The organism is Streptococcus ovuberis (assembly GCF_012396585.1).
Lineage (GTDB): Bacteria > Bacillota > Bacilli > Lactobacillales > Streptococcaceae > Streptococcus > Streptococcus ovuberis.
The window spans coordinates 16357-37746 of record NZ_JAAXPR010000017.1 but is presented as its reverse complement, the minus strand read 5'-3'; the positions used below and the strand labels follow the sequence as shown (position 1 = coordinate 37746).

The 21390-nt window shown below is 42.7% G+C and carries 25 protein-coding genes and 1 other annotated feature; of the genes, 10 read left to right on the top strand and 15 right to left on the bottom strand.

The features are described 5' to 3' along the window. Positions 1 to 54: 54 nt before the first annotated feature. From HF992_RS08810 to yjbM, 6 genes are all read right to left on the bottom strand, one after another. Positions 55 to 1791, bottom strand: coding sequence for an ABC transporter ATP-binding protein (locus HF992_RS08810; protein WP_168549669.1), 1737 nt, complete (start codon positions 1789 to 1791; stop codon positions 55 to 57). Further along, entirely contained in the window at positions 1788 to 3524 is a 1737-nt protein-coding gene (locus tag HF992_RS08805) for an ABC transporter ATP-binding protein (protein WP_168549668.1), read from the bottom strand. The genes HF992_RS08810 and HF992_RS08805 overlap by 4 nt, the downstream gene beginning before the upstream one ends. Continuing rightward, positions 3525 to 4502, bottom strand: a complete 978-nt coding sequence (gene pta / locus HF992_RS08800; protein ID WP_168549667.1) for a phosphate acetyltransferase — start codon at positions 4500 to 4502, stop codon at positions 3525 to 3527. 118 nt (positions 4503 to 4620) lie between these two features. Beyond that, complete coding sequence (locus HF992_RS08795) at positions 4621 to 5520, bottom strand: RluA family pseudouridine synthase (RefSeq protein WP_168549666.1); 900 nt, start codon at positions 5518 to 5520, stop codon at positions 4621 to 4623. Then, positions 5517 to 6347, bottom strand: a complete 831-nt coding sequence (locus HF992_RS08790) for an NAD kinase (protein ID WP_168549665.1) — start codon at positions 6345 to 6347, stop codon at positions 5517 to 5519. The genes HF992_RS08795 and HF992_RS08790 overlap by 4 nt, the downstream gene beginning before the upstream one ends. After that, the gene (gene yjbM, locus HF992_RS08785; RefSeq protein ID WP_168549678.1) at positions 6322 to 6987 is read right to left on the bottom strand and encodes a GTP diphosphokinase; all 666 of its coding nucleotides are present in this window, start codon (positions 6985 to 6987) and stop codon (positions 6322 to 6324) included. The genes HF992_RS08790 and yjbM overlap by 26 nt, the downstream gene beginning before the upstream one ends. An 87-nt stretch (positions 6988 to 7074) precedes the next feature. On the opposite strand from yjbM, the gene HF992_RS08780 reads away from it, so the two are divergent. The 7 genes from HF992_RS08780 (at position 7075) to HF992_RS08750 (ending at position 12069) form a co-directional block, all read left to right on the top strand. After that, complete coding sequence (locus HF992_RS08780) at positions 7075 to 7638, top strand: CYTH domain-containing protein (protein ID WP_168549664.1); 564 nt, start codon at positions 7075 to 7077, stop codon at positions 7636 to 7638. 229 nt (positions 7639 to 7867) lie between these two features. Then, positions 7868 to 8857 (top strand): ribose-phosphate diphosphokinase, encoded by a 990-nt coding sequence (locus tag HF992_RS08775; RefSeq protein ID WP_168549663.1) that lies wholly within the window; start codon positions 7868 to 7870, stop codon positions 8855 to 8857. Next, positions 8857 to 9978, top strand: coding sequence for a cysteine desulfurase family protein (locus tag HF992_RS08770; RefSeq protein ID WP_168549662.1), 1122 nt, complete (start codon positions 8857 to 8859; stop codon positions 9976 to 9978). Before HF992_RS08775 ends, HF992_RS08770 begins: the two co-directional genes overlap by 1 nt. Before the next feature lie 3 nt (positions 9979 to 9981). Continuing rightward, positions 9982 to 10332, top strand: coding sequence for a DUF1831 domain-containing protein (locus HF992_RS08765; protein ID WP_168549661.1), 351 nt, complete (start codon positions 9982 to 9984; stop codon positions 10330 to 10332). 9 nt (positions 10333 to 10341) lie between these two features. Then, positions 10342 to 10560, top strand: coding sequence for a DUF4649 family protein (locus HF992_RS08760; protein WP_168549660.1), 219 nt, complete (start codon positions 10342 to 10344; stop codon positions 10558 to 10560). Between the two features lie 164 nt (positions 10561 to 10724). Continuing rightward, positions 10725 to 11366 carry a redox-sensing transcriptional repressor Rex gene (locus tag HF992_RS08755; protein ID WP_168549659.1) on the top strand — a complete coding sequence of 214 codons (642 nt, stop codon included), beginning with the start codon at positions 10725 to 10727 and terminating at the stop codon, positions 11364 to 11366. Between the two features lie 10 nt (positions 11367 to 11376). Beyond that, complete coding sequence (locus HF992_RS08750) at positions 11377 to 12069, top strand: gamma-glutamyl-gamma-aminobutyrate hydrolase family protein (RefSeq protein ID WP_168549658.1); 693 nt, start codon at positions 11377 to 11379, stop codon at positions 12067 to 12069. Here HF992_RS08750 and radC read toward each other — a convergent pair. The 3 genes from radC to gyrA form a co-directional block, all read right to left on the bottom strand. Further along, positions 12066 to 12746: a RadC family protein gene (gene radC / locus HF992_RS08745; protein WP_168549657.1), complete on the bottom strand. Its 681-nt coding sequence runs from the start codon at positions 12744 to 12746 to the stop codon at positions 12066 to 12068. The genes HF992_RS08750 and radC overlap by 4 nt on opposite strands. 130 nt (positions 12747 to 12876) lie before the next feature. Next, complete coding sequence (locus HF992_RS08740) at positions 12877 to 13626, bottom strand: sortase family protein (protein WP_168549656.1); 750 nt, start codon at positions 13624 to 13626, stop codon at positions 12877 to 12879. A gap of 10 nt (positions 13627 to 13636) precedes the next feature. Further along, positions 13637 to 16096 carry a DNA gyrase subunit A gene (gyrA, locus tag HF992_RS08735; RefSeq protein ID WP_168549655.1) on the bottom strand — a complete coding sequence of 820 codons (2460 nt, stop codon included), beginning with the start codon at positions 16094 to 16096 and terminating at the stop codon, positions 13637 to 13639. Between the two features lie 185 nt (positions 16097 to 16281). Between gyrA and HF992_RS08730 the strand changes: the two genes are divergently transcribed. Together HF992_RS08730 and HF992_RS08725 are read left to right on the top strand one after the other, a co-directional pair. Further along, positions 16282 to 17265: an L-lactate dehydrogenase gene (locus HF992_RS08730; protein WP_168549654.1), complete on the top strand. Its 984-nt coding sequence runs from the start codon at positions 16282 to 16284 to the stop codon at positions 17263 to 17265. Positions 17266 to 17376: 111 nt separating this feature from the next. After that, a complete protein-coding gene (locus HF992_RS08725) occupies positions 17377 to 17724 on the top strand; it encodes a DUF6568 family protein (protein WP_168549653.1) in 348 nt (115 codons plus the stop codon). Between the two features lie 356 nt (positions 17725 to 18080). Here the strand turns inward: HF992_RS08725 and rplT are convergent, their stop codons facing one another. The 5 genes from rplT to HF992_RS08700 form a co-directional block, all read right to left on the bottom strand. Then, entirely contained in the window at positions 18081 to 18440 is a 360-nt protein-coding gene (gene rplT, locus HF992_RS08720; RefSeq protein WP_168549652.1) for a 50S ribosomal protein L20, read from the bottom strand. 47 nt (positions 18441 to 18487) lie between these two features. Next, positions 18488 to 18688 carry a 50S ribosomal protein L35 gene (gene rpmI, locus HF992_RS08715; protein WP_168549651.1) on the bottom strand — a complete coding sequence of 67 codons (201 nt, stop codon included), beginning with the start codon at positions 18686 to 18688 and terminating at the stop codon, positions 18488 to 18490. Between the two features lie 29 nt (positions 18689 to 18717). Next, positions 18718 to 19245, bottom strand: a complete 528-nt coding sequence (infC, locus tag HF992_RS08710; protein ID WP_168549650.1) for a translation initiation factor IF-3 — start codon at positions 19243 to 19245, stop codon at positions 18718 to 18720. 13 nt (positions 19246 to 19258) lie between these two features. Beyond that, positions 19259 to 19384 (bottom strand) — a sequence feature (ribosomal protein L20 leader region). A gap of 12 nt (positions 19385 to 19396) precedes the next feature. Continuing rightward, positions 19397 to 20089, bottom strand: coding sequence for a (d)CMP kinase (gene cmk, locus HF992_RS08705; RefSeq protein WP_168549649.1), 693 nt, complete (start codon positions 20087 to 20089; stop codon positions 19397 to 19399). 8 nt (positions 20090 to 20097) lie between these two features. Beyond that, positions 20098 to 20556, bottom strand: coding sequence for an SAG1386/EF1546 family surface-associated protein (locus tag HF992_RS08700; RefSeq protein WP_168549648.1), 459 nt, complete (start codon positions 20554 to 20556; stop codon positions 20098 to 20100). Positions 20557 to 20600: 44 nt separating this feature from the next. Between HF992_RS08700 and HF992_RS08695 the strand changes: the two genes are divergently transcribed. Then, the gene (locus HF992_RS08695) at positions 20601 to 20795 is read left to right on the top strand and encodes a ferredoxin (protein ID WP_168549647.1); all 195 of its coding nucleotides are present in this window, start codon (positions 20601 to 20603) and stop codon (positions 20793 to 20795) included. On the opposite strand, the gene HF992_RS08690 is transcribed toward HF992_RS08695, so the two are convergent. Then, a complete protein-coding gene (locus HF992_RS08690) occupies positions 20792 to 21280 on the bottom strand; it encodes an EbsA family protein (RefSeq protein ID WP_168549646.1) in 489 nt (162 codons plus the stop codon). The two genes, HF992_RS08695 and HF992_RS08690, sit on opposite strands and share 4 nt — an antisense overlap. Between the last annotated feature and the right edge of the window lie 110 nt (positions 21281 to 21390).

Here is a 21390-nt window from a genome sequence, read left to right as displayed (position 1 = left end):
CTGTTCTTTATTTAAGAGGGGGAGAGGATTTCTAGTCCATTTGCCACTGACCAACTAAGTTTCTCCCATCTGCATTCGGTAATAAAAACCTCGTTGCATCATTAACTGGTCATGAGTCCCCCACTCGATGATTTGACCTGCCACCATGACAAGGATTATATCCGCTGTTTCAATGGTTGATAGGCGGTGGGCAATGATGAAACTCGTCCTTCCCTTCATGAGGCGTTCGAAAGCTTCTTGAACCAATAGTTCGGTTCGTGTATCAATTGATGAAGTCGCTTCGTCAAGGATCAATAGCTTAGGTGCCTTCAAGAAAACTCGGGAGATGGCTAAGAGTTGGGCCTGTCCTTGCGATAGGCTACTGCCGCCATCTGTCAGGTAAGTATCATAGCCGTTTGGAAGCTGTTGAATAAAGAAATCTGCATTCGCTTCTCGTGCAGCTTTCTCCACTTCTTTACGACTTGCCTGGGGCTTGCCATAAGCAATGTTATCATGTACGGTTGCAGCCTTAAGCCAAGTTTCTTGCAAAACCATCCCAATCTGGTCTCTAAAACTCTCCTTGCTGTAGCGATTGATAGGAATGCCATCAAGAACAATCTGACCACGGTCAAGCTCGTAAAAGCGCATCAAAAGATTAATCAAAGTAGATTTTCCAGCCCCTGTTGGACCGACGATAGCCACTTTACTGCCAGCAGGAATTTCCAGAGTGAGGTCCTTGAGTAAGATCTTATCTGGAGCATAGCCAAAGGACACTTGATCAAAGGAAAGCTGACCAGATACCTGATCTGCTCTCAGAACCTCCTGTCCGTAATCGACCGCTCTAGGACTATCAGTAATCTCAAATAAGCGTTCTGCACAAGCTAAAGCGCTCTGCCATTCTGCAAACCCCGATGAAATATCATTGAAAGGCTTACTGTACTGGTTAGCGTAGTTAAGGAAGGTTGTCAACTGCCCAACGGTAAATTGCCCTCGCATGATTCTAATAGCTCCTACAGCTGCTAAGAGAGCATAAATCAAAGCATTGATAAACCGGGTTACAGGATTGACCGTTGAAGCATAGAAAATCGCCTGCTGGCTGTTTTGGCTATAAGCCCTGTTCAGTCCTTTGAAAGCCATTATCTGCTGTTCTTGAGCACTCAGGGTCTGGATAAGGCTATGCTGAGCAATACTTTCTTCCAAAAGTTGCATCACCTCTCCCCGCGATTGGGTCTGAGCTTGGTACAGCTTATAGCTCCGCTGAGCAATAAACTTAGCGATTAACAAAGAAATCGGTGTTAAAACTATGACTAAAAGAACCATTAAAAGGTCTAGCCTTGCCATACTGACTACCGTCAATAAGATGGTTAATAGACCGATAAATAGCTGGTTGAAGACCATCAGAAGACCATTAGTCAACTGTTCGCTGTCTGACGTTACGCGACTGACCAAATCGCCCACCGATTGCTTGTCCAGGTAAGAAAAGGGGAGCTGATGCAAGCGACTAAGCACTTTTTGCCTCAGATCAGCAACTGCTCCATAAACCAGACGATTATAAGCTAAGGGGAGCAACCACTGAAGCAAGGTATTCGCACCGATGACCAGGGCCATTTGAGCCAGCAATCTAGCAGTCACACTCAGTGTATCTTGTAAGAGAACACTGTCTAAGAAGCGACCGATCAAGACAGGTAAATAAACCGTCAACCCAACTTGCACGAGGGTACCTATGAGGACAAGTCCCAAGATTACCTTATTCCTAATCAGCAAGTTCAGCAGACGCGGCAAAACGGGCAAAGATTTTTGATTCGGACTCATCGGCTACCTCCTTGCTCTTTATGCTGAGACAGATGGATGCTCCGGTAAATCGTAGCGTCAGCCATCAAATGCTCATGATCCCCCAAAGCGACCTGTCGTCCTTTTTCCAAAACCAAGATAGCATCCGCGGCCTGAAGACTTCGCGTCCGTTGCGATACTAGAATTAGGGTTTGTAAACCGGTGCTTTGCTTCAAGGCAGCAAGCAATCTTGCCTCCGTCAAGTAATCTAAGGCAGACGTCGCATCATCTAAAATCAGAAAAGGCGCTTGCCTTAATAAAGCTCTAGCGATAGTCAAGCGTTGACGCTGGCCTCCTGAAAAATTTCGCCCAAAAGCTGAAACTTCTGCCTCTAAACCACCCTCTTTTTCATGAACAAAATCACTTGCCTGCGCGATCTCTAAGGCCTGCCACAAGTCGCTATCGGAATACTTCTCTGGTGATAGACCCATTAAAAGGTTTTCACGGATGGTCCCTTTAAACAATTGAGCTTTTTGAGGAACCACAGCTACCCAATTACGCCAAGTCTGTAAATCTGGAACAGGCTGCCCCTTATAAGTCAGACTGAATTTTCCCTGACTAGGACTTCTTAAGCCAGACAACAGCTGCACAAGCGTCGTCTTACCCGATCCTGTCCCACCGATAATCCCTAAGAATCCCCCTTGTTCTAAATCAACGGAGATACCTTCAAGGGCTGGTGCTGCTGCTCCTGGATAGGTAAACCCAACTTCCTTGAGCATCAATGCCTGGTGCTCAGGTAAGCTTTCTAAAGCTAAAGGAGCTGATAGATCCTCCTCTTCAGCCTCAAAAACAGCTTTAACACGCCTAGCAGAAATGTAAGATTGATTAAGATTGGTGACTAAGGTGGCTGCCTTTAGCAATTCGGTGAGGATTTGTAAAAGATAATTGACCAGAGCAATTAGCATCCCTTGGCTAAGAAGACTATGACGAACCAACTGATTGCCCTGCCACATAAGCCCTAAAAGGCTGAGATTGACGATCAGATAGGTCAAGGGAGCCAAAGCCGCTGACCACGCGCCTAAAGTTAATTGGCGATTCGTATAAAGCTGGTTTTCCTTGGTAAAAGCTTCTTCTTCCCTCTGCCTTTGCCCAAAGGCACGTACCACTCTCATCCCTGACACTTGCTCCCTGGTCAAGAAGACTAAACTTTCCATGGTCTGTCGTGTCCTTTGGTAAAGAGGAGCGGTTACACGACTAATGGCAAAAACAATACCAATCAGCAGTATAACCATTCCTAAAAACCATCCTGACACTTTGGGACTAATACGAACAGCCATCAGGATGGCTCCAACAACAATAATCGGAGCCCTCAAAAAAAGACGCAAGAAAAGATTGATCCCTGTCTGAATTTGAAAGGTATCAGCAGATAGACGTGTCAGAAGAGATGATTCTCCCAGCCGATCCTTTTCCGACTGTGGTAAGCGTAAGACTTTAGCAAAAAGAGCATCTGTCAAAGCATTGGTATAGCCGACAGCTGCTTTAGCTGAGACATATTGAGCCACGATGGCTATAAGCGCTCCGATACCAGCCAATAGAAACAGGTAAAAAACAAGAAGAACCAAGCCACTTTGGTCCTCCTTGGGGATGATCTGGTCTATTAGACTGGCCATGATCAAAGGCACAACTAACTCAAAACCTGCTTCAAGTAATTTGAAGAGTGGTCCCAAAAATGCCTCTTTCACATACCCTTTAAAATAGATTCCCAGTTCTTTCATCTATTCAGCATCCAAAGCTTGAGTTGCTGTGATGATAGTCAATTTATAGACATCATCAGCATTACAGCCACGCGAAAGGTCGTTAACAGGCTTATTGAGCCCTTGAAGGATCGGACCAACAGCTGAGTAGCCACCCAACCGTTCCGCAATCTTGTAACCGATATTACCAGATTGAATTTCTGGGAAAATAAAGACAGTTGCCTTACCGGCCACATTGCTGTTAGGTGCCTTGATTTCAGCAACAGCTGGATCAATCGCAGAGTCAAATTGCAACTCACCATCTAAGGCAATATCCGGACGTAAAGTTTTGGCGATAGTCGTCGCTTCTGCCACACGATCTACGTCTGGACTGCTACCACTTCCCTTAGTTGAGAAACTCAGCATCGCCACACGCGGATCAATGCCAAACAACTTGGCCGTATTGGCTGTTTCGATGGCAATTTCTGCCAAAGTCTGAGCATCTGGATCGATATTAATCGCGCAGTCACCGAACATTAAACGCGAGTGATCGGATTCCCTTACCATCAAGAAAGCACCTGATGTGCGTGAAACGCCTGGTTTTGTTTTAATAATTTGAAGAGCTGGACGTACAGTATCTGCTGTAGAATGAATGGCACCAGAAACCATCCCTTGAGCATAGCCCATATAGACTAGCATTACCCCAAAATAGTTAACATCTTTGAGTAACTCACGCGCCTGTGCTTCGTCAACCTTACCTTGACGACGAGCGACCAAGGCAGCTACCATTTCTTCCATGTCATACTCTTTGGGATCAATGATTTCAAACCCTGAAGTAACACCTTCGATTTCTAGGTAGGCTGAAATTTTGTTAACATTCCCTAGAATAACTGGGACAACTAATTTTTCCTTAACCAAGTTCTTGACCGCTTGAAGAATACGGGGCTCTTCCCCTTCTGGAAAGACAATTTTGACCTCTTTATTCACCAAACGGGACTTCATATTGTTAAAGATTTGCATGAGAAACTCCTTTTCATTTTCTTAGAACCTCTATTCAGAGACCAACTAGTGGGTGAGTGACAAAAAAGACAACTCAAAAACTAGAATAGAGCTTGAGTACAGGCTCTTAATATATCTATTATACTCCATTTTCTTCCAAATGTGTTAAAACAGCTCGAAAATCTTGTGGGAGTGAGCTCTTTAAACTGATTTGCTCACCAGTGAACGGATGAAAAAAACGCAAGTAATGACAGTGGAGCGCTTGACGATAGATCCCATCCTCTAAACTACCACCGTAGAGGTCATCTCCTAAAAGTGGCAATCCCAAGTGGCTAAAATGAACTCGGATCTGGTGCGTACGTCCTGTCAGCAGACGAATATCCACCAGATGAATTCCTCCTTCATAGGAAGTTAAGCGCTCATATGCAGTGTGGGCGTATTTTCCAGTTGGGTGGACACATCGGGTGATAATAGAAGCCTCATCACGGGCGATTGGCGCAATGATATCTCCCTTATCCTCCAAGTTGGTCTCGCCTTTTACTAAGGCTAGGTAACGCTTTTCAATCTGCTTTTTTTGGAGTTGTTTATCGAGTCGTGCATGTGCATAGCCATGTTTGGCAAAGAGCATCAAGCCACTCGTGTCCTTATCTAGGCGCGTGACGATATGGACCTGTTTATTTTCATAATTTTGTTTCACATAATAGGCTTTAACAAAGTTAGCGATAGTGTTAGAGTGTAGAATACTCGGTATAGAAGCCACGCCAGCTGGCTTATCAATAACCATAAAATGCTCATCCTCATAAACAATCTGCAGGGGTTTTTCTACCGCCTGCAGATTTTCAAAAGCCTCTTCTGCCGGAATATCAATGGTCACTCTGTCTCCAATATCAAGGAGATAAATGGCGTTTTGAGGGAGATCATTGACCAGAATATTCCCACCAGCAAACTTAATTTTAGCAAGCAGCGCCTTAGAAATCTCTTGTTTTTTGAGAAAAGTCTTCACTTTCACCTGTTCATCTGCTATAAATTCAAATCTCATGATTCCACATCTCCAATAAAGGCATCTTTGACACGCTCCCAGAAGCTGGTATGCTTTGGTGTTGCCAGAAAATGAATCTTGGCCTGATCGATTTGAAATCCAACCGCCTCAATATTGTCAAAAACATAGGTTTTATTGTCTACAGATAGGCTGTAGCGGTCATTATGTTTTGGCAAAATGGCGATTTTGTCCTTTTTGGGAACCACAACAGAGGAGCCCAGAGTGCGATAAACTCGATTATTGAGACTGGCAATTTCTGCGAGCTGCATGGCTTCAATGGTCGGGTGAAGGACTGCTCCTCCTAAAGATTTGTTGTAAGCTGTTGAACCAGTCGGTGTAGAAATAGATAAACCGTCTCCACGGAATTGTTCAAAATGAACTTGGTTGATCATAACATCGGCCACCATTGTCTTGGAAAAACGTTTAAGAGTGGCTTCATTTAGAGCACGATAGACTAGCTTCTCTCCATTTTTTAACTGTAAAATTACCCGTAAAACAGGGTAAGAAATTTTAGCACCAGTATCCATTTTGAGGTTTTCAATCAACTCTTCAACGTCATAGTCCCGATAATCCGTATAAAACCCCAAGTGGCCTGTGTGAACACCGACAAATCGAACGGTATTCAAGAGGTGTTCGTACTTGTGAAAAGCGGAAAGGAGCATCCCATCGCCACCAATTGAGATCACAATATCAGGTTGCTTACTTGTCAGGATAAAGCCTGCCTCTTTCAAACCTTTAAATAATTGCTCATAAACGGCCTCACTTTTAGGATTACGGCTGGCCATCATGGCAATGCGTTTTCTACCTGTATACTTCGTCTGTATCATCACTATTTCCTACACCATCATGTAACGTGGGATAGACAGGATCAAAGAGCAATTGTGCTTCCTGAATATCATCACGAATTTTTCCCATTTCCTCATCCAACTGATTGGCTATACGGGCCGTTAACTCTAAGCGCTCCTTGATTTCTTGAGGAAATTCTCCACGATACTTATAATTCAAGGAATGTTCAATCGTCGCCCAAAAATTCATGGCCAAGGTCCTGATTTGAATCTCAGCTAGGATTACCTTTCTTCCAGAGATGGTCTCCACAGGATACTCCACAATGACATGGTAGCTGCGATAACCACTGGGCTTTTTGTAGTTGATATAATCACGTTCTTGGACAACGGTCATGTCCTTACGCTGACGGATCAGCTCGATCACCTCGTGCACATCATCAACAAACTGAACCATGACCCGAACGCCGGCGATATCAGGAACCTCCTTTTCCATGTCTTCCATGGCAATTCCGCGAAGTTCCATTTTTTCTAAAATACTCTCCACAGATTTGACACGACCTGTGACAAATTCAATAGGCGAGTGCTTATTTTGCTTACGGTATTGCTTACGGATACCCCGCAATTTGATTTTCAGTTCTCCGACTGCTTGAATATAAGGATCCAAAAATTCTTCCCAGTTCATCATTGTTTCCAGCCTTGTCTTTTCTTGCCTTTTAAGATAAAATATCTTCAATGTGCCTATTATAACATAAAATAAAAGGAAACGGACATGAAACAAATAGAAATAGAATACAAGACCCTTCTCAACCGTACCGAGTTTGATCAACTCACAGCTCACTTTTCTTATGTGCCTATATTTAAGCAAACGAATTACTATTTTGACACTCCCAATCGTGCCTTGCGTCAAGCAAAACTTTCTCTCAGGATTCGAACTCTAGCAGACCGAGCAGAATTGACGCTTAAGATTCCACAAGACATCGGTAATCTGGAGCACAATCTAGACCTCAGCCTTGAAGAAGCACAGGCCATGATTGCAAAGAACCGCCTAGAAATTAATCCCTTAACCCAACTGTTGATTGATCGTGGTTTTGACCTAGATGAGATAGGCTGTCTTGGCTTCCTTACAACCTACCGTAGAGAGGTTAAACTTCCTATTGGTCTTTTGGCACTTGATGAGAACCATTATGCAGAACAGATTGATTACGAGCTAGAGCTCGAGGTTACGGACCCTGAAGCAGGTCAACAAGCTTTTCAAAAATTTTTAAAAGACCAAAAAATTGCTTTTAAATACGCTCAATCTAAGGTTGTCCGTTTTCTTAAAACCTTACCATAATTTCTAAGCATTATCGTCCTCTAGATAACCAGTGAAACGGCTTTATCAGTATGCAGTTACCCTTCTTGTGAAGGTTCTCCCGACAGAACGCACACTGCCTATATGCATCAGAGTACTTAACCTATGACACTACTTCTAAATTGTTGGTTTTAAAAGCAGTTTGAGACCTGAAATTTAATCCTTTTTTTGGTAAAATGAAAGTAACTAAGTTTTAAAGGAGTCCTATTCAATGGTCAAAACCTACCATGACAAACAGGTGAAGCTTTTTGCCCTCAATTCCAATCGTGAATTGGCGGAAAAAATTTCCCAAGATACCGGTATTCCCTTGGGATCTTTAGCATCCCGTCAATTTTCAGACGGAGAAATCCAAATCAATATCGAAGAATCTGTCCGCGGAATTGATGTCTATATCATCCAGTCAACTAGTTTTCCAGTCAATAACCACTTGATGGAATTGCTGATTATGATTGATGCTTGCCGTAGAGCTTCTGCCAATTCGATTAACATTGTCATGCCTTATTTCGGCTATGCACGTCAAGACCGCATCGCCAAACAACGTGAACCCATTACAGCTAAGTTAGTCGCTAATATGCTTGTAAAGGCTGGTGTCAACAGGGTTCTGACTCTCGATCTTCACGCTTCGCAAATTCAAGGTTTCTTTGACATCCCCGTTGATAACCTCTACACCATCCCTCTCTTTGCAGAGTATTGCTTTAACTTAGGGTTGAAAGGAACTGATGTGGTGGTTGTTAGCCCCAAAAATTCTGGCATTAAGCGCGCTCGTTCGTTAGCAGAATATCTGGACTCACCTATTGCTATTATCGATCATGAAGAAGATGATTCTGGTCGTCAAAAAGGGTACATCATCGGTGATGTGGAAGGAAAAACAGCGCTTCTCATCGATGATATCCTAAACACTGGCGTTACCTTTAGTGAGGCTTCTGCTACCCTTAAGCGTGAAGGAGCTACCGATATTTATGCGTTTGCCAGTCATGGCCTTTTTGCCAGCCATGCTGCTGAAAAGCTCAATAAAGCCCCTATCAAAGAAATAATTGTAACAGACTCTGTTGCTACTAAGGAAGAAATTCCTAAAAACACCAAATACGTCACTGCTAGCCACCTGATTGCGGATGCCTTGATCCGTATCCACGAGCGCAAACCAGTCAGCCCACTTTTTGCTTTTCAAAAGTCAAAAAAAGCTAGCCACAAGGAATCCTAATGATTTATTTAGACAACGCTGCGACAACACCTCTATCACAGCTAGCCTTGGACAAACTTTACCAGGTTAGTAGAGATTATTATGGCAATCCTTCCAGTTTACACGGCCATGGACGAAAGGCAGCACAAATCCTACGTCAGGCTAGACAAGCGATTGCAAACGCCCTAAAAACAAACCCAAACCGACTTATTTTTACTTCAGGTGGAACAGAAGCGATCACTCTCGCCATCAAGGGCTATGCTCTAGCCCAACAAAAAATGGGCAAACACCTAATCACCACTACCATCGAACACCATGCCGTTCTCCATACAGTAGAGGCACTGGTCAGAGATTACGGCTTTGAGGTGACCTACCTCTCGCCTAAAAATGGACAAATTTCAGCTCAGGATGTTGAAACTGCGCTACGGCCAGATACTATCCTAGTCTCTGTTATGCATACCAATAACGAGACAGGTTATCAATTGCCCATTAAAGAGATTGCTGAATTGCTCAGGTCCCATCCTGCTCGCCTTCATGTCGATGCTGTGCAGGCAATCGGTAAAGTTCCGATCTATCCAGAAGAGGAAGGCATTGATTTTCTTTCTGCATCTGGCCACAAGTTTCATGGACCAAAAGGCGTTGGCTTTCTTTATACCAACACCAATCAGCTCAAGCCCGTATTAGTCGGTGGGAATCAAGAAGATAAACGCAGAGCCAGTACTGAAAATCTAGCCAGTATTGCTGCTATGGCGGAAGCTCTAGGAGAGAGTTTGATAGCTTGGCAGGAAAGCTTCGCCCATGTCAATCAACGAAAGCAAGATCTGCTGGCAGGCTTAGAAGCTTCCAATCTCCCCTACTACCTCAATCAACAAGAGCCTGCTTCTCCTTATATCGTCAATATCGGCTTTCCAAATCAACTCAATGAGCGTTTGCTCATGCAACTGGATTTAGCAGGTATCTCTGTTTCTAGCGGTTCTGCCTGCACAGCAGGCAATATCGAACCCAGCCATGTTCTTGAAGCTTTTTATGGAAGCTCTAGTCTTAGACTCAAAGAAAGCATTCGAGTCAGCTTCTCTTCGCATACATCTTTTGAGGATGTCCAAACATTTATCAAAACATTAACCAACCTATTAGGAGGATAATCTATGGCTTTTACAGCATCTGTTCAACTTAAAAACTGCCCCTTTAGCTACGAAATTGATCCAAAGATCAAAAAATATACCTTGCTTGATAATACCTTCCTGCAAAATAAGCTAGGCCATTTTGAACTCACCCGCTTGCTTGAAGAAATCCCTAATTCTGGTGAAGGGTTTCTCTTAAAAATCATCATCAATAAGGACTTAAACGGTTTTAAAATCAATATTACCGACAAATCTGGTTTACGGATCATTGATATTTTCAAACCTGATGCCAATCCAGTTATCCAACAGAAATTCTTTTTCCTCATGGATAGCTTAGTCGAACGTGACGTCTTCAATAAAATTGAAAGAAAGTAGGTAGAAAACATGATTACCATTACTTATCAAGATAGTTACCAACAAGAACGGACATTAGTCTACGATGACATGAATGCCTTTAGCCGTGCCTTTATGGGTTGTATTACAGTTCCTGATTACCTCCCTGTCCAAGATGTGACCATCAATGGCCAATCAATTGGTTACAAAGGAACAATCGGTGACCTTTACCGAGACATTTCTGCTATGGATTTAAAAGATTACCTATAAGTGAACTCCCCTTTCTCAGTAGCCTGTCCCAGCTTCATTTAACTCTGTATCCATTCGTTTTAAAAAGCTATAAGCAAATTTTATAGCTTTTTCAGTTTATTAAAATTGCATTTTTCACAAACATTAACTACAATAGAATCTAAGAGACTAAAGGAGAGACTAGAATGAAACTGGAAAAAGATCAAACAATCCCTCGCGCTACTGCTAAGCGCCTATCCCTTTACTATCGAATTTTTAAACGATTTAATGCAGAACAAATTGAAAAAGCATCGTCAAAACAAATTGCAGATGCTATCGGCATTGACTCCGCAACTGTTCGACGGGATTTTTCCTATTTCGGAGAACTCGGTCGACGTGGTTTCGGCTACGATGTCAAAAAATTAATGAATTTCTTTGCAGACATTCTCAATGATAATTCGATTACCAATGTCGTTTTGGTCGGAATTGGTAACATGGGCCGAGCTCTTCTCAACTACCGATTCCACGAGCGTAACAAGATGAAAATTGTACTGGCTTTCGACATTGACCAGCATCCCCTTGTAGGAACCGTATCTGAAGATGGTATACCGATCTTGCCCATTTCCCAATTAGCAGAAAAAGTTGATGAAGTGAAAGCACAAACAGCTATCTTATCTGTTCCTAGCGTTAAGGCTCAAGAAGTTGCTGACCAATTGGTTGAAGCTGGTATTAAGGGAATTCTCTCTTTCTCACCAGTGAATCTTTCTGTTCCCAAAGACGTGGTTGTTCAGTATGTTGACTTGACCAGTGAACTTCAAACCCTACTTTATTTTATGCGAGAAAATTAAGGAATAAGATATGCCTCAACCTATTATCGGGATTACAAGTAATATTGAATACAATCCAGAAGACCGCAATTTCTTTCAAGTCTATGTAGCCAAAGGCTATGTTGAAGGTGTCCAAAAGGCTGGCGGTCTCCCTTTAGTGTTGCCTATCGGTCAACCAGAGTTGGCTGCTGGCTATGCAGATACGATCGACAAATTGATTTTGACTGGCGGTCAAAATGTGATGCCTCACTTCTACGGAGAAGAAAAAATGATTGTGAGCGATGATTACAGTCTTGCTCGTGATGAATTTGAGTTAGCGCTCATCCGAGAGATGGTCAAGCGACGCAAACCTATTTTTTCCGTCTGTCGTGGCACACAACTCTTTAACGTCGCCATGGGCGGTACCCTTCATCAAGAAATCAAGGAACATTGGCAGGATTTGTCAGCTATGCACCCCACCCACAATATTTCCTTGGAGACAGAAAGTATTTTGGGAAAGATTTTTGGTCCTAAACCGGCTATCAACTCCTTCCACCGTCAAGCCATTAAGGACCTAGCTCCTAATCTAGAAGTGATTGGCTACTCTGATAAAGACGATATCATTGAAGCTGTCCAGTCTAAGGATGGCTACCCCTATTTAGGCGTTCAATGGCACCCTGAATTTATGATCGATCACCGCGAGGAAGATCTCAAACTCTTTGACTATATCGTCAACCAGCTCTAAAGCAGGTCCGTTTCCTCCCGATAGGAATAATAATTATTGGCTCCAATGATCAAATGATCCAACAAAACAAGCCCCAGCAGTTCGCTGGCTTTTTTGATATTTTTGGTAAAATGATCGTCATTGCGACTAGGCTTAGCCTTACCTGAAGGATGATTGTGAACCACAATGATGGAAGTTGCCATATACTTGATAGCATAGTGGAGGATTTCTCTTGGTTCAGCGATGGAACGCATCACTGATCCTATAAAAATCGTTTCCTGCTTGATGATTTGGTTTTGCGTATCCAGATAAATAGCAATCAGGTGCTCTTGTTTTTTGTCACAAAGCTCTGTCATCATCTTTTTAGCTAGTTTTTCACTGCTCAGGACCTGTTCCATCTGCCGATACTCTGCCTGATTAATCCGTTTCCCTAGTTCAATCATAGCCTTTATTTCAATCGCCTTCACCTTTCCGATACCGGTCAACGTTTGCAATTCCTGAACAGACAGATGACGTAATTCTGTCAAACTGCCAATGCTCCTTAATAGGTTGTTAGCGAGATGAAAAACCGAGTTACCTTTGGTTCCTGTCCTTAATAAAATGGCCAAAAGTTCTTGGTGACTCAATTGCTCAGCGCCATATTCTAACAAACGCTCCCTTGGCAGTAACGATTCTGTATCAAACGAAATACTGTACATGATATTCCTCCTACTCTTTTTAATTCGTAAGGTAGACGAAAATTAACTTGAAATTCTCCTATTACATAGACCTGATGATTGAAAAAAGCTCAAATCCAAATCCTTAGGGAAGTTGGGTTTGAGCTTTCGTTTATAGCTGAATTTGATTATAGGATTTACTAAAGGCATCAAGAATTGTCTGGTCAGCTTGTTCAAACGGCTGAGAGCTTTCAAGCGTTCCCTTAACAATCGTCCGAAACTCTGCGCCAGCATCCTCACAGGTGACTAGGGTAATTTCTGTTACACCTGGTACATCGTCAACAACATCTACGCGGTCCGGCGTCACTGTTTCAACAGTTGTTAGAACATAGGTATAAACAGTCGTCTTATCGGTTACATAAATTTTCATGCCTGGTTTGCCATTTTCCAAAGGGGAAAACAGCATCTTGCTTCCGCCTGTAATCCCAAACACATGGTGACTGGCCAAAGCGTAGTTACCTTGTCCCATCACTTGGTCTTCTTTCATGGTACCTGCCCCATAGTGGAGCACTTCATTGCTAAGTCCCTTAAAAATAGGGAGGTTCATCTCAAGTTCTGGGATAGCAATACCTCCGATAACCGGTAATTGCTGGGCAGCCCATTGGTTAGCCAAAACAGACTCCGTAGAGAGAGACTCTACCTCCTCAAAAGAGAAAGTGGTCTCAACCTTTTTATTAGTCTCAATTTGCTCTGCTGTTACTTTTTCCACCTGATATTGATTAGTCCGCCAAGCGATGATAGTATTTCGGATTGGCGTATTAAAAATCAAGGCTAATGAAACAAGGAGTAATAGAAATGTTAACAGACTATAAAGCCTATTTTTCCAGCTTTTTTTCTTTTTCTTTAAACGGTTTGAACGCATATTTTTCTCCCTATTCTTCCGACCTTACTTCCTCTACAGACTCTTCTTCAGCCACTTCTACCAAGGCAAAGGTCATAATTTTCGCTTCAGAATCTAAGCGCATGACTTTAACCCCTTGAGTAGCTCTGCCAGTTTGTGAAATATTGGCCACATTGGTCCGGATAATGACGCCTGTATCGGTAATAACCATAATGTCTTCAGTTCCGTCTACGGTCAAAAGTCCGGCTAAAGCACCATTTTTATCGGTAATATTGGCTGTTTTAATCCCTAGACCACCACGCCCTTTGGTTGGGTACTCGCTAGCTAGTGTTCGCTTACCGTAACCTTTCTCCGTCAAAATCAAGACTTCTTGAGAGTCAGTCACTGTCGTTGCTCCAACAACGATGTCCCCTGAGCGCAGTTTAACGCCGCGAACACCCGTTGCGGTACGTCCCATATTGCGGACATCTGCTGCCTTGAAACGAACAGAGTAACCCAATTTCGTACCGATAATCACATCACTCTTATCTGTTGTCAAGAAGACATTGATCAACTCATCATCTTCCTTCAGATTCAGCGCTCTGAGACCATTTTGACGAATATTGCTAAATTCAGAGACACTCGTCCGTTTAACCAGACCTTGACGTGTCGTAAAGAAAAGGTAGGCATCTGACATATCTTCCGCCTTGACATTAATCATGGTCTGGATGCTCTCGTCTTCATCAAGTTTCAGGAGATTAACAACTGGCAGTCCTTTAGCTGTCCTACCATATTCTGGAATCTCATAGCCTTTTAAGCGATACACCCGTCCTTGATTGGTAAAGAAGAAAAGCTGGTCATGCGTACTGGTCGAAACCATCTCACGCACAAAATCATCCTCTTTGACACCCGTTCCTTGAACGCCTCGTCCACCACGTTTTTGGGCCGTAAATTCATCTTGGGCCAAGCGTTTGATATAACCGCGGTTTGAGAGGGTGATAAGAACATCTGTCTCTTCAATCAAATCTTCGTCTTCCAAAGACAGGACTTCTCCGACCATCAATTCAGTGCGACGATCATCGTCATACTTGCGCTTGATCTCGTCTAGCTCATCCTTAATGATTTGAACAATCCGCTCTGGTTTAGCCAAGATATCTGCCAAATCAGCAATCAAAGCCAATAGCTCATCATATTCCGATTGAATTTTGTCGCGCTCCAAACCAGTCAAACGACGCAGACGCATGTCCAAAATGGCTTGGCTTTGGCGTTCGGAAAGACTAAAACGGCTCATCAACTCTGCCTGTGCCTGCGCATCTGTTTCCGAATTTCGGATGATGCGAATCACTTCATCAATGTGATCCAAGGCAATCAGAAGTCCTTCTAAAATATGGGCACGCGCCTCAGCTTTTTCCTTGTCAAAGCGGGTACGGCGCTCCACGACTTCCTTTTGATGGCTAATGTAAGCACTGAGAATCTGACGAATAGAAAGAATCTTAGGCACGCCATTTTCAATAGCAAGCATGTTAAAGCCGAAGTTAGTCTGCAAACTAGTCATCTTAAACAGATTGTTTAGGATGACATTAGCTGAAGCGTCACGACGGACTTCTACGACAAACCGAACGCCTTCACGGCTGGATTCATCCCGCACAGCGGTGATGCCATCAATCCGCTTCTCCTGAGCCAAACGCACAATATGCTCATGAACTTTGGTCTTATTGACCATATAAGGAAATTCTGTCACAACAATCCGCTCACGGCCGTTAGATAGTTCTTCAATCTCTGTCCGAGCTCTCAGAACAATCGAACCCTTCCCTGTCTCATAGGCTCTATGAATACCGGATTTCCCCATGACCAGAGCACCAGTGGGAAAGTCAGGACCAGGCAGCACTTCCATAATCTCACGGGTTGATGCCTCAGGACGGTCCATCAGAAGCTTGACTGCCTCGATCGTTTCCCCTAAATTGTGTGGCGGGATATTGGTAGCCATACCAACCGCAATTCCCGTTGCGCCATTGACCAAAAGGTTAGGAAAACGTGCCGGTAAAACTAGTGGCTCACGCTCGCTGGCATCGTAGTTATCTTGGAAATCAACGGTATTTTTATTAATATCACGAAGCATTTCCAGAGCAATCTTGCTCATCCGTGCTTCGGTATACCGCTGAGCAGCGGCTCCGTCACCGTCCATGGAACCAAAATTTCCATGCCCATCCACTAGCAAGTGACGATAACTCCACCACTGAGCCATCCGTACCATAGCCTCATAAATCGAGCTATCCCCATGCGGATGGTATTTACCCATAACATCACCTGTGATACGCGCCGACTTTTTATGCGGTTTGTCAGGTGTCACACCTAATTCATTCATTCCATAAAGGATGCGGCGATGAACGGGCTTCAGCCCATCACGTACATCCGGGAGAGCACGTGCAACGATAACAGACATAGCATAATCAATAAAGCTCGTCTTCATCTCACTGGTCAGGTTAACATCAACTAAATTTTTATCCTGCATCTTATTATCTCTTTTCTAGATTACACTTACCTCTTATTATACCATATTTTATGGTAAAACTCCTGCTAATCCCTTGATTTTATAAACGTTTTCATTGTTTCAAAGACATGACAAAGTAAGTGAATCATGTTACAATAGATAACAAAGGGATTTTCCCCTAATAAAATTAAGGAGATGTTTTTAACATGACAACTGTAAAACAACATAAAAAAGTCATCCTTGTTGGTGATGGTGCTGTCGGGTCATCTTATGCCTTTGCACTGGTTACTCAAGGAATCGCACAGGAGCTTGGAATCATCGATATCGCTAAAGAAAAAACTCAAGGTGATGCGGAAGATTTAAGCCATGCTCTTGCCTTCACATCGCCGAAAAAAATCTATGCCGCAGAGTATTCGGATGCCCATGATGCTGATCTTGTTGTTTTGACAGCTGGTGCACCTCAAAAACCAGGTGAAACACGTCTTGATCTTGTAGAAAAAAATCTCCGTATTAATAAAACCATTGTTGAATCAATTGTCGCTTCTGGCTTTAATGGTATTTTCCTCGTAGCTGCTAACCCAGTAGATGTACTGACCTACTCTACCTGGAAATTCTCTGGTTTCCCTAAAGAACGCGTCATCGGTTCAGGGACTTCTCTTGATTCAGCGCGCTTCCGTCAAGCCTTGGCTGAAAAAATCGGTATTGATGCACGCTCTGTCCACGCTTATATTATGGGTGAACACGGAGATTCTGAGTTTGCGGTGTGGTCACACGCTAACGTTGCAGGTGTAAAACTGTATGATTGGCTCCAGGATAACCGTGACATTGATGAGCAAGGGCTCGTTGATCTCTTCATCTCTGTCCGTGATGCTGCTTATTCAATCATTAACAAAAAAGGGGCAACCTACTATGGTATCGCAGTTGCTCTAGCTCGTATCACAAAAGCTATTTTTGAGGATGAAAACTCTGTTTTACCACTGTCAGTTTTCCAAGCTGGCCAATACGAAGGGGTAGAAGATGTCTTTATCGGTCAACCTGCTATTATCGGTGCTCACGGTATTGTTCGTCCAGTCAACATCCCACTCAGTGATGCAGAACTTCAAAAAATGCAGGCCTCTGCTAATCAGCTTAAAGCAATTATTGACGAAGCTTTTGCCAAGGAAGAATTTGCTTCTGCTTCTAAAAATTAACCTTAAAACAGCTGAGGGTACCCTCGGCTGTTTTAACATTACCCAGACTAAAATTTTGTCCTTTTTCTAAAATTATGGCATACTAGAGTTATCAAGTAAAGGAGAATCGTTATGACTACTTTTCAAACAGACATTAAAGACTTAATCGAAGTTACGATTGATCACGCTGAGAAAACAATTGTTAGCCAAGGAACAGCAACTTACTTTATTGGTCGCGAAACCTGCCCTTACTGTCGTCGTTTCGCTTCCAAACTGGCTAATGTCGTTTCTGAAACAGGAGCTACCGTTCATTTTATCAACTCTGAGAAACCGGATCAACTGACTCAATTATCAGTCTTTCGCCAGCAATATCAGATTCCAACAGTACCTGGCTTTGTCCAAATCACTCAAGGCAAAGTTTCTGTTCGTTGTGATTCAGGCATGACCGAAGAAGAGATTAAAGCTTTTATGACCGTTTAATCCCCATCCATTCGAACAACTATTTGCAAAAATCTAGAAATTTCATAAAACCGCTTAAAACCACGACTTCACAGTTTGATTTTAAGCGGTTTTTGATGTCAAATACTGCCCCAGTTTCTCACAGGCAAAAAAAGTAATCACACTTGTAAAGCCTCTTTTCTAGTCTTTGTCAAACACTATGTAAGGATTTTTAGCTCAAAATTGGATGGAATATGTTTGAAAATAACTGATTTTATTGTACTACTGGTATCTACTATGTCTGATTCAGCAAATAGTAGGTCCTGATTCACAATAAGCATGACGCGTTCACTTATGATATAACAAAAATCCCAGCCGAATGAGCTGGGATTGTTTTATTATTTTGCCAAAGCGTCTTTGGCAGCATCTGCAAGAGCTGTGAAAGCTGCTGCATCATTAACAGCTAAGTCAGCAAGCATTTTACGGTTAACTTCGATTTCAGCTTTTTTCAAGCCGTTCATCAATTTAGAGTATGACAAACCGTTAAGACGAGCTGCCGCATTGATACGAGTGATCCACAATTTGCGGAAGTCACGTTTCTTTTGACGACGGTCGCGGTAAGCATAGTAGTAAGAGTTCATTACCTGCTCTTTAGCAGTACGGAACAAGATATGCTTAGCACCATAGTAACCTTTAGCGAGTTTTAAAATACGTTTACGACGTTTACGTGATACAACGCCACCTTTAACACGAGCCATTTATAATTCCTCCGAATAATTCTTAATTTAGTCTAGCAAGATCTAGCTTATTTCAAGCCAGTCAACATTGCTTTGATACGTGAGAAGTCACCAGAATGTACCATAGAAGCTTTGCGAAGGTGACGACGTTGTTTCTTAGTCTTACCGTGGAAACGGTGAGAAGTATAAGCACGGAAGCGTTTAAGACCGCCTGAACCTGTACGTTTAAAACGTTTTGCAGATGCGCGGTGAGTTTTTTGTTTTGGCATGGTATTCTCCTTTTTCTGTCTAATAGACTTTATTTTTTATCAGCTGGGGCAAGTTGCATGAACATTTGACGTCCATCCATTTTTGGCTTTTGCTCGATGATAGCAACATCCTGTGTTGCTTCTGCAAAGTCAGCCAAAACCTTGGCACCAACTTCTTTGTGAGTAATCATCCGCCCCTTGAAACGAATCGATACTTTCACTTTATTTCCTTTTTCAAGGAATTTAACAGCATTGCGAAGTTTAGTGTCAAAGTCTCCCTTATCAATAGTTGGACTGAGACGAACTTCTTTGACTGTTACAACGCTTTGTTTTTTACGTTGCTCTTTTTGTTTTTTCTGATACTCAAATTTGAACTTGCCATAGTCCATAATTTTTGCAACAGGCGGTGTAGCTTGGGGCTGAATTAGCACCAAATCAACATTAGCTTCATCAGCGATGGCCTGTGCTTCGCTACGTGGTTTAATACCTAGCTGCTCACCTTCAAGGCCGATGAGACGAACTTCACGGACACGGATTTCATCATTGATGAATAAGTCTTGCTTTGCTATGGTTGTCACCTCTTTATTTTTTTGAGAAAACCAAAAACGAACTTGCTAACACAAGCCCGTTCTACATAATATTCCCATAGGAAACTTAACATGTAGAGCCAGACAACGTTAGTCGCAAGGCGAGAAGCTCTCACTTCTGCTTTTCTCATTACATGTTATTTTAACACAGGCAATGTCCATTGTCAAGGATTTCTGACACTTTTTCTGAAATAAATTCTACGACACCCGAAATAGCTACTCCTGTCGTGTCGAAAACAACCGCATCTTCAGCAGCCTTTAGCGGGGAAGCCTCTCGTGTACTATCTTTATAATCCCTATCTGCGATCTCTTGCTTGAGTGTTTCTAAATCTACAGGAATGCCTTTGGCCATATTTTCCTTGTAACGCCGATCTGCTCGCTCCTCAACAGAGGCGACTAGGAAAATCTTTAATTCTGCATTAGGCAGAACTACTGTTCCAATGTCACGGCCATCCATGATGATACCCCCTTCAGCAGCAATTTCTTGCTGTTGTTCCACTAACTTTTGACGAACTTCAGCAAAAGCCGATACCCAAGAGACATTATTGGTCACATCATTTTCACGGATACGGTGGGTCACATCGCGATCTTCTAGGAAAACCAGCTGGCCGCCATCCTCACTTGTTTCAAAGCGAATCTTATGTCGATCAATGCCTTCTAAAATCAGGGCAAGGTCGTTATCTGACCAGTTATTTTCCAAAGCTAATAACGTCACACAACGATACATGGCTCCTGTATCTAAATAAGTGTAGCCCAATTCTTTTGCGACTAATTTAGCAACTGTCGATTTGCCACTCGAAGCAGGGCCATCGATGGCAATTTGAATTTTTCTCATCATTTCTCCTAGTCAATCCTCACAATATCGCCTGGATTAGCATACCAAGCACCTGTCTGTAAATGCTCTGGATTCAATTCATATAGGCGTTCAATGGTAATGCCCGCACGCGCTGCAATCTGACCAGCACCTTCACCAGGCAACACTTCAAGTGTGGCACCCGTTGAGGACGATGAAGGCTCAGTTGACTCAGCAGGGATCTCTTCTGCTGGTGGTGGTGTTGCTTCTTCTGCTGCTGGTGCACTGGCTGGTGCTCCAGCTTGGTAAAAGGCTTCCTTAGCCTGTTCACTCTTACTCCCACCGATTGATAGATAAATAGAAAAACCAATGATGAAGGTTACAATAATAGCGAATGCTATCGCTAATATGGAAAAAATTAAACCAGTTCTATCCTTAGCGCGGTTTCTGCTCGAACGTTTACCTGCACCATCAAATAATTTTCTCTCCCAAGGCTTTTTACTTGCCATCTCTTCTCCTTGTAATATCTCGTAACTCGTATTAAAATAGTCTTATGAAAGTTAATATTATCCCTGAACGTTGTATTGCTTGTGGACTCTGCCAAACTTATTCACCTGTCTTTGATTACGATGACGAAGGCATCGTGCGTTTCAGTGAAACGGACGAACAATCTCAGACGTTTGCTGACGATCAAGCTGTCCTAACCGCCGTTAAAGAATGTCCTACCAAGGCCTTAGTCATTGACTAGGAACGCTTAGTTCTCTCGCTATAGTATACCTCAAAGTAATCCATTTTGATCAAATGATCCGTCAAGACCACCTCTCCTTGGAAATCTTCTACCAAGGCTAAAGCGTTGATAAAATATTTTTTAGGCCATTTACGCATATAAAAAACACGACCAGTTGGGTATTTTTCTGAAAAAAGTGTTATTGAACTGTAAGTGACCTCAATTTTAGTGATACTTGCAATAGCAATGCGACAAGATTCCAGAGGATTAGCAGAAGTAATCTTCAAATGACCGTCGGGTTCAATGACGAAATAGCGCTGCAGACCTAAAACAACGAAAACAAAAGCTAAGACTAGAATCACTAGCATTGCAATAGGAATCCTAGACCGTTCATAGAGTAGAATCAGATAAAGCAAAAAAGGCATCAATACTAAAGACCAATAGCTAATGGACCAAGCTAAATCCGGTTGCCAATGATAACGCACCTTGCCAAAAATCTTTATCATGCTTCCACCTCCGACATTTCTATTCTACCATTTTTTTGACGCATTCGGTAGATTAAGTCTGTAAAATTTTAAAGTATTTTTGTCTCTATCTCGATCAAACCGGTTTAAAC